Origin of the sequence: Selenomonas sp. oral taxon 920 (genome assembly GCF_001717585.1) — a bacterium.
Taxonomy (GTDB): Bacteria; Bacillota; Negativicutes; order Selenomonadales; family Selenomonadaceae; genus Centipeda.
The window spans coordinates 1,439,239-1,450,596 of the sequence record NZ_CP017042.1; the positions used below are offsets into that span (position 1 = coordinate 1,439,239).

Here is an 11,358-nt window from a genome sequence, read left to right on the forward strand (position 1 = left end):
TGAGCTGTCACGGGATTTCCCTAAAAGACCAGTTTTGTGCTCAATTGTGACCATAGGTCACAGCGTCTTACTTGTTCTGATCGATGTAGTTGACGACATCCTGAACCGTCTTAATCTTCTCAGCAGCCTCATCGGGGATTTCTACATTGAATTCCTCCTCGAAAGCCATAATGAGCTCAACGATGTCGAGCGAGTCTGCGCCAAGATCGTCAATGAAGGTGGACTCCAGGGTGACTTCATCAGCCTCAGAGCCGAGCTGTTCCACAACGATGTCGCGAACCTTGTCAAACGTTGCCATGCGTTTTCACCTCCTTTAATAGATATTGTTCTATGCTACATAACCATGCCGCCGTCTACATTCAGCGTCTGGCCGGTAATGTACGATGCCGCATCACTCACAAGGAAGAGTACGGCATCGGCAACATGCTCCGGTGTTCCGAGCGCCCCGAGAGGGATGCCCGTAATGAGCTTTGCGCGGATCTCATCTTTGAGAACCGCTGTCATATCGGTGTCGATAAAGCCGGGCGCAACAACATTGACCGTAACCCCACGCGGAGCGAACTCCTTCGCCGCCGCCTTCGAGAACCCGATCACGCCCGCCTTCGCCGCGGCGTAATTCGCCTGTCCTACGTTGCCGATCTCACCGACCACGGAGGAGAGATTCACGATCCGGCCGCTGCGCTGCTTCGTCATAAACTTCGCAGCAGCCTTCGTGCAGGCATAGATGCCTTTGAGATTCGTAGCGATAACCGCGTCAAAATCCTCATCCTTCATACGAAGGAGAAGTGTGTCGCGCGTAATGCCCGCATTGTTGACGAGGATATCCAGTCCGCCAAGTTCACTGTGTACGCGCATGACCATCTCAGCTGCAGCAGCGCTGTCCGAGACATCCGTCTGAACGAGCAGTGCCGTACCGCCCTGCTTCTCAATGATCGACTTGACTTCCTCAGCAGCAGCCTGATTGCCCGCATAGTTGACGGCGACCTTCGCCCCCTCCTGTGCGAGCCGAATGGCGATCGCTCGCCCAATGCCGCGAGAACCGCCCGTAACAAGAGCAACTTTACCATTAAGAAGCATGGATTTCCTCCTTAATCGCACCGAATTCATTTAATCATTACTTCTTTAGTGTGTCAAGTGTTTTTTGCAGTGATTCCACATTCTCGACGTTCAGGCTCTTCAGTGCTTTGTCAATGCGCTTGTTGAAGCCCGCAAGCGTCTTGCCCGGGCCGCATTCGACATAGGTATCCGCACCGAATTCGCGCATCGTATTGACGCACGCGATCCAACGCACGGGATGATCCGCCTGCGCCACGAGATTCGCCTTGATCTCTGCTGCCGTCTGCTGAAGTCCGCCCGTATAGTTTGAGACGACGGGAAACACCGCATCGTGCAGCTCTACCTTGTCAAGCTCCGCTGCGAGTTTCTTCGCGGCAGGCTCCATCAGCGTCGAGTGGAACGGTGCAGAGACCGGCAGAATGACCGCCTTCTTTGCTCCCTTTTCCTGCAGCATCTCAACTGCTTTCTCCACGCCCTTTGCCGTACCCGCAATGACAGTCTGTCCGGGGCAGTTGAAGTTGACCGCCTGAACAGCGCCCACTGTGCTTGCCGCAGCGCAGATCTCGATGATCACCTCATCGTCAAGCCCGATGACCGCAGCCATCGCGCCCTCACCGACAGGAACAGCCTCCTGCATATAGGCACCACGCTTGTGTACGAGGAGGACGGCATCCTGGAAGGAGAGCACGCCCGCCGCAACGAGTGCAGCGTACTCACCGAGGCTGTGCCCCGCTGCAATTTCAGGCTCTACGCCCTCAGCGCGCAGGAGCTCAGCGGCAATAACCGCCACTGTGAGGATCGCAGGCTGCGTATGCTCGGTCAGCTGCAGCTGATCAGCAGGTCCCTCGAAGCAGAGTTTGCGAATGGAGTAGCCAAGTGCCTCATCCGCCTCGGCAAAACGCTTCTTTGCGAGGTCATAGGTGTCGAAAAAGTCCTTTCCCATGCCGACGACCTGCGCTCCCTGTCCGGGGAATAAAAATGCGAGTTTTCCCATAGCCCAGTTCCTCACTCACAGGTCTTGCGCGCGGCATCGAATGCCCCCGGCAGACCATTTACAATATCCTCTATGATCTGCGCGACTGGCTTGATGTCCGAAAGCATGCCGGAGATCTCGCCGATCATGACGGATCCGTTGTCGACATCACCCTCGTGCGTCGCACGGTGCAGACTGCCGACGCCGAGCTGCTCGAGCTCCTCGTTCGAGGCGCCTGCCGCCTCCATCTCCTCATATTTACGGGAGAGCTTGTTCTGCAGGACACGCGCGGGATGTCCAAGCGAACGCCCCGTGACGACAGTCGAACGATCCTTCGCCTTGAGCACAGCATTCTTGTAGTTCGGATGTGCAATACACTCCTCGCTCAGCACGAAGCGCGAACCCATCTGGATTGCCTGTGCGCCCAGTGCGAACGCTGCTGCCATGCCGCGCGAGTCACCGATACCGCCCGCACCGATGACGGGTACATCGACCGCGTCAACCACCTGCGGCAGGAGCGCCATCGTCGTGATCTCACCAATGTGACCGCCGGATTCCGTCCCTTCTGCGATCACAGCATCCACGCCTGTGCGCACGAGCCGACGCGCCAGAGCCACGGATGCAACCACAGGGATGACCTTTGAGCCGATCTCCTTGAGCGCCGGCACATACTCGCCGGGGTTTCCTGCGCCCGTCGTAATGACGGGAACACGCTCCTCCAGCACCACCTGCATGACTTCTTTGACAAAGGGACTCATGAGCATGACATTCACGCCGAAGGGCTTCTCTGTCCACCCCTTAACCTTGTGAATTTCGTTCCTGAGTGCATCGGGGGGCATATGCCCAGCGCCAATCAGACCAAGCCCGCCCGCATTGGAAACGGCAGAGGCAAGTTCTGCTGTGCCAATCCATGCCATGCCGCCCTGGAAGATTGGATACTTGATGCCAAGCATCTGACAAATCGGATTGTTTTCAAACATTAACCGTTTTCCTCCTTCGCCCACTTCATAATACACGATGCCCATGTAAGTCCCGCGCCGAAACCTGCGAGGGCGATGTTGTCTCCCTTTTTGAACCGCTGCGCGTGCGCCGCCTCCGCGAGGGCGACAGGGATGGATGCGGCAGACATATTGCCGTAACGATGAATATTTATAATGACTTTGTCCATCGGCATGTCAAGTCGCTTGGCTGCCGCCTGGATAATACGGATATTCGCCTGATGCGGAACGAGGTAGTCGAGCTCTGCGCGCTCCATTCCTGCACGCTCAAGGGAGGTCTCCACCGTTCGTCCCATAACCTTGGTTGCAAAGCGAAAGACCGCCTTGCCGTCCATATGAACGAAATTGAGACGCTGCTCAATTGTCTCAGGTGTCACAGGGCAAAGGCTGCCGCTCGACGGGATATCGAGTGCATCTCCGCCCGAACCGTCACTGCCGAGATCAAAGGAGCGGATGCCGTACCCCTCCTCGACCGGTCCGAACACAGCCGCACCCGCGCCGTCCCCAAAGAGAACACAGGTATTGCGATCCTGCCAGTCAACAACCTTGGAGAGCACCTCGCCGCCGATCACAAGAACATGACGATAGATGCCGCTCTCGATAAACTGCGCCGCAATCGATGCAGCGTAGACAAAACCGGAGCACGCTGCCGAGAGATCGAACGCCGCCGCACGTTTTGCCCCGAGACGATCCTGCAGGACGCACGCCGTCGACGGGATGATGCGGTCGGATGTGAGAGTTGCCATAATGATCAGATCGAGATCTGCGGCATCCACCCCCGCATCTGCAAGCGCCATCTCCGCCGCATGCTGTGCAAGCACGGAAACCGGCTCCCCATCCGCTGCAATGCGGCGCTCGTGAATGCCCGTGCGCTCAACAATCCACGCATCATTCGTCTGAACCATCTTCTCAAGGTCGAAATTCGTCAGCACCCGTTCCGGAACGTAGTAGCCTGTCCCAAGGATGCCTGCACTGATCTTAGGCACGGTCTCTCTCCCCCTCCTTCGCCAGAGCATCACGGATCTGATCCAACACTTTCCCATTCACATAGTCCACGGTCACGCCGATCGCGCTTGCAACGGATTTGGCATCCGAGGAACCGTGCCCAATCACGCAGCAGCCATTCACACCGAGGAGCGGCGCGCCGCCGTACTCCCTGACATCGAGCCGCTTGCCGAGGCGGCGGAGCGTCGGCATGAGGAGCAGTGCTCCGAGTTTGGCCATCAGCCCTGCTCCGCGAATCTCCTCCCGAATGAGTCCAAGAATTGTTTTTGCAAGCCCCTCCGCAAATTTTAGCACAACATTCCCAACAAATCCATCACAAATGACGACATCGAAGTTTCCCTTCGGGACATCACGCCCCTCTGCATTGCCGCAAAAGTGAATGTTCGGCTCCGTCTGGAGCAGTGGATAGGTTTCCTTCGCCTGCTCGTTTCCCTTCGTCTCCTCCTCACCGATATTGAGGAGTCCCACGCGCGGGTGCGCAATGCCGAAGACGTGCTGTGCATAGAGCGATCCCATGACCGCACTCTGTACAAGGTGTTCGGGCTTTGAGTCCACATTGGCACCCGAGTCGAGCATGAGCGTCACACCTTCGGGTGTCGGCATCGGCGTTGCAATCGAGGGGCGCCCGACACCGCGAATGCGGTGCAGAATAAGCTGCGCCGCCGCAACTGCCGCGCCCGTCGAGCCGGCGGAGAACACCGCGTCACAGCTGCCCTCCTTCACCAGCCGCGTCGCGACGACAATGGAGGAATCCTTCTTGGAACGCACTGCCTCAGCAGGATGTTCATCCATACCGATCACCTCGGAGGCATGAACGATGGAAATGTGCAGAGCTGCAGGATCCTCGCCGTGAAGCTCTGCGCGAATCTGCTGCTCATCGCCGATCAGCACAATCTCGCAGTCGTACTTCTTCGCCGCGTCCACCGAGCCCTGTACAATCTCCTTCGGGGCGAAATCACCGCCCATAGCGTCAATCGCTATACGCATCCTGCACTCCCTTCCCCCATGCCGTTCTCTCATCGCTCGAGAGATACCACAATAAACTTTGCACGAAAGACTTCTTTATCCTCTCGATAGGTTTTGACCCAGACAAAGATTTTATTCCCGCGCACCTTTACGATCTCCGCATGTGCGATGACCGTATCCCCCTTCTTGATCGGCGTCTTGTACTTTACATTTGCAACTCCAGTCATAGCGATGGGCGCGTCAATAATCGCAAGCGCGAGTGAGTTTGCCTGAGAGAAGAGCGCTGTGCCGCGTGCAATATCCAAGTCCGCGAAGAGGAGATCATCTGTCACGCGCAGCGCCGATGTCCCCCGTACGCCCAGTTCGAGAGAGAGGAGATCACCAATCACCTCGGTGTGCGGAATGGCGCGTACCTTCTCGCGCGCATTCTCCGCGAGCGTGCGCACGCGGGCGCGCAGCTCGGGAATCCCGAGCTCTGTACGGTCGAGCCGTACTGTCTGTACACTTACGGCAAGTTTTTTCGCAAGCGCCTCGTCCGTCAGGAACGGTTCCTTCCGTACGGCCATGACAAGCGTCTCCTGCCGCCGTCGTTTCTTCTCCGTCATCGCGCCGCTCCTCTCTCGAATTTATCCGCAACACATAGCTGCGTACACAAATTCGTTGTTTTTAGCACCTGCTGCTATCAATATGAACGCATTATACTAGGTACTAAAAAGAATTGCAAGAGGAACGGATTAAAAAATAAAAAAGAGCCGCTGCAAAAAGTCAATCCGACTTCTCACAGCAGCTCCGAACGGTTCTCATTCAGCCGCCTCGGCCACAGGCTTTCCGTCATAATAGCCGCATTCCATGCACACGTGATGCGGGAGCTTCGGCTCATGACACTGCGGGCACGATACATAGTGCGGCGCTTCGAGCTTCCAATTTGCACGACGGCGGTCACGGCGTGCTTTCGACGTCTTTCTCTTTGGTACTGCCACTTTGGATACACCTCCTTAATCGTTTTTGAGTAGGCTTTCTAAAGCCGCCAGTCGAGGATCGGGCACGAACGTATCACAGCTGCACGATCCCTCGTTGAGGTTCTGCCCGCATATAGGACAAAGCCCCTTGCAATCAGACTTACACAGCTCACGCAGCGGCTCAGCCACAAGGAGGGTATCACGCACGAGGTCATCCAGAATGATGGTCTCACCATCACAGACTGCTGCCTCATCCGTTTCTCCCGGAGTCTTCGCATAGTCCTCAGAAAAATCAAGCGTGATTTCCCGCTCCCCCTCTGCGAGGCAGCGGTCACAGACAAAGCTTCGGCATGTGCGGACAGTCCCCGCAACACGCATGGACGATCCGGTGTTCATCACCGTTCCATCCACACAGATCTCCCCACGCAAGTGCCCGGTATCGTCCCCCAGATCCAGGGATTCCGGTGCAATGACAAATGAGAATGTGCGGCTCTCACCAAGGGGAAATACTCCCTCAGCAACATCCAGCTTCATCATAACGCATGACCTTTCACATTATAGCGGCGGTTTTCGGCGTTGTCAAGGAGGGTTTTTAGAGTTCCGCCACCTCATCCTGCGGGGCGTTCATCTGCGCCTTTGCGGTGCGCAGGACATTCATCGCCTGATTCAGTCCCATCTCCGCCTGCTGCACGCCCTTGAAGGTGCTGCCGACATGTGCGATCAGCTGCTCGAATACCTGATTTGCATAGGCATCCGCATCACTCTGGAGACGCGCTGCGCTCGTCTGCGCCTGCTCCATGATCTCACGCGCCTGGTCCTGCGACTGCTGCATGATTGCGCGCGCGCGTTCCTTCGCCTGAATGACAATCTCGCTGTCCTCAAGCATCTGATTCGCACGTGCCTGCGCAGAGTCGACAATCTCCTTTGCCTCCTCACGCGCACGATTGATAATGCTTTCCTGCTCCTGCATAATCTCCGCCGCACGGTTCAGCTCCTTCGGGAGATCCATGCGCAGCTCCTCCACGAGATGCACAATCTCATCATCATTCACAAGAGCCTTGTCGCTGAAGGGGAGGTGTGATGCATCCGCAACCAGATCTTCGAGCTTTTTCAGCGTATCAACTACAGCCATAAATCTATCTCCTTTTCCTGCACAGCCTCGAGCATCTTATCCACGAGACGGCCTTCCATACAGCTTCAATATTGCCCGCTCCACCGACGGAGGCACAATCCCCTGCACCGGTCCGCGGAAGCGGATGAGCTCACGCACCCCCGAGGAGCTGACAAAGGTCAGATCGGGGCGCGTCAGCAAAAAAATCGTATCGCTCTCCGGCATGAGGTGGCGGATCATCGCCGCGTGATTCTCCTCATACTCGAAGTCCTTCACCGAACGCAAACCACGCACAACAACGCGTGCATTCTGTTGCTTCATGTAGTCCGTCAGGAGACCGGAGAACACATCCACACGTGCATTCGGTACGTGAGAGGTCGCCTCCCGCAGAAAGTGAATGCGGTCATCCAGAGGAAAGCACCCCTCCTTCTGGACGTTGTGAAAAATGCAGACAATGAGTTCATCGAACATGGACGCCGCGCGTTCCACAATGTCGATATGCCCCGTGGTCACGGGGTCAAAACTGCCGGCAAATACCGCTCGTCTCATTCCTGCACCTCCTCGGCATAAAAACATATGCGCGCCGCACCATAGCGCCGCTCACGCACGAGCGACAGTCTGCCGCGCCGCTCAACCAGAGCCTCGTCCGCGCCCTGTTCCAGAATGAGCAGCCCGTCTGCAGAGAGCAGAGTTCCCTCCGACATTGCGGCGAGAACACGTGCATTGTCACCGCGAGCATACGGCGGGTCGGCAAAGACGAGGTCGAATGTGCACCCCTCCTGCGAAAGAGCTGCAAGCTGCCCGTAGACATCGCCGCGGCGCAGCTCTGCGTGCGCCTCCATCTTCGTCCGACGGACATTCTCCGCCAAAATCGCGTATGTTGTGCGATCCACAAGCACGGCGCGCGCCGCTCCGCGAGAGAGTGCCTCAAGTGCAAGCGCCCCCGTCCCTGCGAAGAGATCGAGTACCTGTGCATCATAGACGCGTGCGCCAAGCATACTAAAGAGAGCCTCACGCGTGCGGTCAGCCGTCGGACGCGTCCCCTCCCCCGCAGGGGATTTCAGACGTGTGCCGCGCGCACTGCCCGTAATGATCCGCATCGCATTCCTCCCGCTATTCTACTATAGGCTTTCCTATTCTACCACAATTCGCATTCGTATTTCAACAGGTCGATATTCTCAGTTCGCCTATGTGCGTAAATTATTCATTGTCGTCATAGGTCATCCCTCCGATCTCGTTGTATTTCATTTCATTTGCTATGGTCACATTTACCAAGCACTGCGCATGATTTTGTGCATTTTTCCCTGCACCTTTTCGTAGAGGAAATCGTTCGACAGGAAACACGGGATTGCAGAACACAGCGGTATCCAGTAAAATACTTTTGATGGACACGAATGACGCAGCAAAAGAGAGGAGAATGTTGCATGAGAAAGGATTTCGGGATTGTCGCCGTTTTTCTTATGCTCTCCCTCCTCCTCTTTCACATTGTATTTCATCCGACCGATGCGGATGAGTGGCGCACGCTGTCCACTGCGACGGAAATGGAGCATGATGCGAGGAAGCATCCGATTCTCCTCGTACCGCTCGACTCACGCCCCCCCTGCAGAGAGTTTGTTGTAAATGGCGGAAAAATTATCGGGCGCGAAATCATAACGCCGCCGACAGAGTATATGGACTACTACTCGAAGCCCGGCGACACAAAAGCACTGCGCCACTGGCTTGCGGAACAAGCGGGCGGGGCGGATGCCGTCATTCTCTCGATTGATCAGCTGCTCTCGGGGGGACTGCTCGCAGCACGTGAGGCACATATTTCTCATGCCGACATCAACGAGCTTGCCGCATATCTGCGCACCCTGCACGCGGCGCATCCAAGCACACCACTGCACGCCTTCTACATCCTGCCGCGTGCGATTCCGCAGGACGGGATCGAGGGCTGGCGTGAGCGACGCGCACTGCTCGCCTATGCACGTCTCCTCGGACGTGCAGGCGAAGGACTGCCCGTCGATGAGGACGAGATGGAGCGGCTGCGCGGAGAGTTCCCGCCCGACGATCTGGAAAAATATCTTGCGCACTTCGATGAGAGCACGGCTCTTGCCTCCATGCTCATCGAGCTCACGGAGGAGGGGGTGCTCACGCGTCTCATCCTCGGGCAGGACGACGGCGAGGAGTACTCCGTCGGCAATCTGAAAAAAAAGGAACTTGCCGCCCTGCTTGCACAAAAGAACATCGCCCAAGAGCGGGCGATGATCGTGCACGGCGCGGACGAGATCGCGCTCTCCATGCTTACACGGCTCTCCGTGGATGAACTGCGCACACACGGCGGTGCTGTTCCGCGCATCGCCCTGCGCTATGCGCGGGCGGATATGGCAGATATGATTTTCCCATTCATGGCGGTCTCGAACGATGTGACGGCACGGGAGAAGATTGCAATGCTCGGCACAGCTCTCGCAGAGAACGGCACGAGCAGCGACCTTACCCTCCTTATCTCGGCGGGAGACAGCGGTGCGGATACGCTCGGCACGCGAGCCCCCGCCGCAGCCGCCGTCAAGGATATGCTGGCAGCAAGGACACCCGTTGCGCTCGTCGATCTCTCGCGTCACTTTCACGCGGAGGAGACGCTGCTCCCGATTCTGGTGGGAAAGAACGTACCTGTAAATGCACTCGCGGCATATGCGGGATGGAATACGGCGAGCAACGCGATCGGTACGGCACTCGCGCAGGCTGTCCTCTATCACTGTGCCATGCAGAGAGCTGAAAACACAGAGGAGCGCGCGCGTGCCGCCTATGCAAATCTCGCGTTTCTCACGGGACGCATCGCAGAGGACGAATTTTATCTGAAGGAGACGATCGACCGCGTCAACGATGCGCTCCGCAATGCGGGCTATCGGAACACTGCCGACCTCGACCTCACGCGCAGCTGGCGCTGGGCAAATGATCTGCTCGCAAACGATCTGAACCGCCGCATCCGCAGCTATGAATCCACCGCCGCATTTCGCGCCCCGTTTGTGCAAAACAATATACGGCTGCGTGCGGTGCGGAGCAATATCACGGCATACTATCCGTGGCCACGCACGTTCGAGATTCGGATGGAGTCGCATCCGAATCTCGAAATATCCCCATAACACAAAGACCGAAGCCGCAATGACTTCGGTCTTTTCATATACATCCTCATTCCGCCGCAAGTCCGAACCGCGTGATCCCTTCCCTGCGGAACTTGTCCAGCAGCTCCATGACACCGCTGTAGTTCAGATCCCCATCTGCACGGACAACAACGGCGAACCGCTGATTTTTCTGGCTCTCGACACGCGCACGGCGCAGGAGCGTCGCCTCGTCGATCTGCTGATCCTCAAGCCAGAGCGAGCCGTCCTTGCGCACGGTAACGAGATAGGTCACGTTCAGCTGCGTCTGTGCCGTCTGTGCCTTTGGCAGATTCACATCCACGGTTTTGAGGTTCACCATGTAGAGCGTGCTCATGATAAAGAACACAAGCAGGAAGAACATGATATCGATCATGGGGATGATCATGATCTCAGGCTTTTCAAACGCCCTCCTGTCGCGCAGCCTCATACCCCATCACCTTCCACCGATTCTCCCATATGCAAAGAGGTATCAATCACGCCCTTGACTCCTGCCGCACGCGCCAGTTCTACACGGCTGCTCTCAGCAGCCGAGAAGCACATCTCCATATCCGTGACAATGTTCTCAATGCGCTGCGAGAAATACGCGTGTACGGCAAGCGCGATGATCGCAACGCACAGCCCCATTGCCGTCGCAATGAGGGCCTCGCCGACACCGCCTGTAATGGCACTCGGCTCCCCCGCCTCGATGTTGAAGACACTGAACGTCGAGATCATACCGCTGATCGTACCAAGGAGCCCGAGGAGCGGCGCCATTGTGACAATCACACTCAGATAGTACATGCGGCTGCGCAGCTTCGAAAGTGCGATACCGGACTGAATCTCCATGTAGGAGGACATCTTGCGCGAGTTCTTGCTGTTCTTCGTAACAGCACCAAACAGGATGTCCGCAATCGAACCGCGCTGCGTGTTCGTCAGCTCGACTGCCTCCTTGAAGCGCTCGTTGGAAATATTCAGCATGAATTCCCGTGCAAATGCGCGTCCCGCATCTGCGCGGGCAAAGTAGAATGCGCGCTCAATGCCGATAAAGACAACAAAAATGGATGCCGCAAGCAGGAAGTACATAACGAGACCACCCTGCCGAAAAAAATCAAAGCCTTGTGAAATAAACTCCATTCGTACAACCTTTCTTTCCCCTGTGGGGCATGACAGT

15 protein-coding genes are annotated in these 11,358 nt (G+C 56.8%); 1 reads left to right on the forward strand and 14 read right to left on the reverse strand.

The annotated features are described in order from the left end of the window. Positions 1-67: 67 nt before the first annotated feature. The 12 genes from BCS37_RS06830 to rsmD form a co-directional block, all read right to left on the reverse strand. Positions 68-298 carry an acyl carrier protein gene (locus BCS37_RS06830; RefSeq protein ID WP_006689543.1) on the reverse strand — a complete coding sequence of 77 codons (231 nt, stop codon included), beginning with the start codon at positions 296-298 and terminating at the stop codon, positions 68-70. A 35-nt stretch (positions 299-333) separates the two neighbouring features. Continuing rightward, positions 334-1,077, reverse strand: coding sequence for a 3-oxoacyl-[acyl-carrier-protein] reductase (fabG, locus tag BCS37_RS06835; RefSeq protein ID WP_069180743.1), 744 nt, complete (start codon positions 1,075-1,077; stop codon positions 334-336). A gap of 37 nt (positions 1,078-1,114) precedes the next feature. Further along, positions 1,115-2,050, reverse strand: a complete 936-nt coding sequence (gene fabD, locus BCS37_RS06840) for an ACP S-malonyltransferase (protein ID WP_069180744.1) — start codon at positions 2,048-2,050, stop codon at positions 1,115-1,117. Between the two features lie 11 nt (positions 2,051-2,061). Further along, positions 2,062-3,009 carry an enoyl-[acyl-carrier-protein] reductase FabK gene (gene fabK / locus BCS37_RS06845; protein WP_069180745.1) on the reverse strand — a complete coding sequence of 316 codons (948 nt, stop codon included), beginning with the start codon at positions 3,007-3,009 and terminating at the stop codon, positions 2,062-2,064. Beyond that, positions 3,009-4,013: a beta-ketoacyl-ACP synthase III gene (locus BCS37_RS06850; RefSeq protein ID WP_069180746.1), complete on the reverse strand. Its 1,005-nt coding sequence runs from the start codon at positions 4,011-4,013 to the stop codon at positions 3,009-3,011. The genes fabK and BCS37_RS06850 overlap by 1 nt, the downstream gene beginning before the upstream one ends. Then, the gene (plsX, locus tag BCS37_RS06855; RefSeq protein WP_069180747.1) at positions 4,006-5,019 is read right to left on the reverse strand and encodes a phosphate acyltransferase PlsX; all 1,014 of its coding nucleotides are present in this window, start codon (positions 5,017-5,019) and stop codon (positions 4,006-4,008) included. Before plsX ends, BCS37_RS06850 begins: the two co-directional genes overlap by 8 nt. 29 nt (positions 5,020-5,048) lie before the next feature. Continuing rightward, positions 5,049-5,603: a transcription factor FapR gene (gene fapR / locus BCS37_RS06860; RefSeq protein ID WP_069180748.1), complete on the reverse strand. Its 555-nt coding sequence runs from the start codon at positions 5,601-5,603 to the stop codon at positions 5,049-5,051. A 195-nt stretch (positions 5,604-5,798) separates the two neighbouring features. Next, positions 5,799-5,978 carry a 50S ribosomal protein L32 gene (rpmF, locus tag BCS37_RS06865; protein ID WP_006306287.1) on the reverse strand — a complete coding sequence of 60 codons (180 nt, stop codon included), beginning with the start codon at positions 5,976-5,978 and terminating at the stop codon, positions 5,799-5,801. A gap of 15 nt (positions 5,979-5,993) precedes the next feature. Continuing rightward, positions 5,994-6,494, reverse strand: coding sequence for a YceD family protein (locus BCS37_RS06870; RefSeq protein WP_069180749.1), 501 nt, complete (start codon positions 6,492-6,494; stop codon positions 5,994-5,996). Between the two features lie 55 nt (positions 6,495-6,549). After that, entirely contained in the window at positions 6,550-7,089 is a 540-nt protein-coding gene (locus BCS37_RS06875) for an ATPase (RefSeq protein ID WP_069180750.1), read from the reverse strand. A gap of 36 nt (positions 7,090-7,125) precedes the next feature. Further along, complete coding sequence (coaD, locus tag BCS37_RS06880) at positions 7,126-7,617, reverse strand: pantetheine-phosphate adenylyltransferase (RefSeq protein WP_069180751.1); 492 nt, start codon at positions 7,615-7,617, stop codon at positions 7,126-7,128. Next, the gene (gene rsmD, locus BCS37_RS06885; RefSeq protein WP_069180752.1) at positions 7,614-8,168 is read right to left on the reverse strand and encodes a 16S rRNA (guanine(966)-N(2))-methyltransferase RsmD; all 555 of its coding nucleotides are present in this window, start codon (positions 8,166-8,168) and stop codon (positions 7,614-7,616) included. The genes coaD and rsmD overlap by 4 nt, the downstream gene beginning before the upstream one ends. Before the next feature lie 324 nt (positions 8,169-8,492). On the opposite strand from rsmD, the gene BCS37_RS06890 reads away from it, so the two are divergent. Then, complete coding sequence (locus BCS37_RS06890; protein ID WP_069180753.1) at positions 8,493-10,190, forward strand: DUF4127 family protein; 1,698 nt, start codon at positions 8,493-8,495, stop codon at positions 10,188-10,190. Positions 10,191-10,236: 46 nt separating this feature from the next. On the opposite strand, the gene BCS37_RS06895 is transcribed toward BCS37_RS06890, so the two are convergent. Continuing rightward, complete coding sequence (locus BCS37_RS06895; RefSeq protein ID WP_069180754.1) at positions 10,237-10,635, reverse strand: ExbD/TolR family protein; 399 nt, start codon at positions 10,633-10,635, stop codon at positions 10,237-10,239. Then, a complete protein-coding gene (locus tag BCS37_RS06900) occupies positions 10,632-11,321 on the reverse strand; it encodes a MotA/TolQ/ExbB proton channel family protein (RefSeq protein WP_069180755.1) in 690 nt (229 codons plus the stop codon). The genes BCS37_RS06895 and BCS37_RS06900 overlap by 4 nt, the downstream gene beginning before the upstream one ends. Positions 11,322-11,358 lie beyond the last annotated feature (37 nt).

Coding starts and splice junctions, on each gene's coding strand:
- coaD (WP_069180751.1), bottom strand. CDS start 7,617: ATGAGACGAGCGGTATTTGCCGGCAGTTTTGACCCCGTGACCACGGGG.
- BCS37_RS06900 (WP_069180755.1), bottom strand. CDS start 11,321: ATGGAGTTTATTTCACAAGGCTTTGATTTTTTTCGGCAGGGTGGTCTC.
- plsX (WP_069180747.1), bottom strand. CDS start 5,019: ATGCGTATAGCGATTGACGCTATGGGCGGTGATTTCGCCCCGAAGGAG.
- BCS37_RS06870 (WP_069180749.1), bottom strand. CDS start 6,494: ATGATGAAGCTGGATGTTGCTGAGGGAGTATTTCCCCTTGGTGAGAGC.
- fabK (WP_069180745.1), bottom strand. CDS start 3,009: ATGTTTGAAAACAATCCGATTTGTCAGATGCTTGGCATCAAGTATCCA.
- BCS37_RS06890 (WP_069180753.1), top strand. CDS start 8,493: ATGAGAAAGGATTTCGGGATTGTCGCCGTTTTTCTTATGCTCTCCCTC.
- fabD (WP_069180744.1), bottom strand. CDS start 2,050: ATGGGAAAACTCGCATTTTTATTCCCCGGACAGGGAGCGCAGGTCGTC.
- BCS37_RS06830 (WP_006689543.1), bottom strand. CDS start 298: ATGGCAACGTTTGACAAGGTTCGCGACATCGTTGTGGAACAGCTCGGC.
- fapR (WP_069180748.1), bottom strand. CDS start 5,603: ATGACGGAGAAGAAACGACGGCGGCAGGAGACGCTTGTCATGGCCGTA.
- BCS37_RS06875 (WP_069180750.1), bottom strand. CDS start 7,089: ATGGCTGTAGTTGATACGCTGAAAAAGCTCGAAGATCTGGTTGCGGAT.
- BCS37_RS06895 (WP_069180754.1), bottom strand. CDS start 10,635: ATGAGGCTGCGCGACAGGAGGGCGTTTGAAAAGCCTGAGATCATGATC.
- rsmD (WP_069180752.1), bottom strand. CDS start 8,168: ATGCGGATCATTACGGGCAGTGCGCGCGGCACACGTCTGAAATCCCCT.
- fabG (WP_069180743.1), bottom strand. CDS start 1,077: ATGCTTCTTAATGGTAAAGTTGCTCTTGTTACGGGCGGTTCTCGCGGC.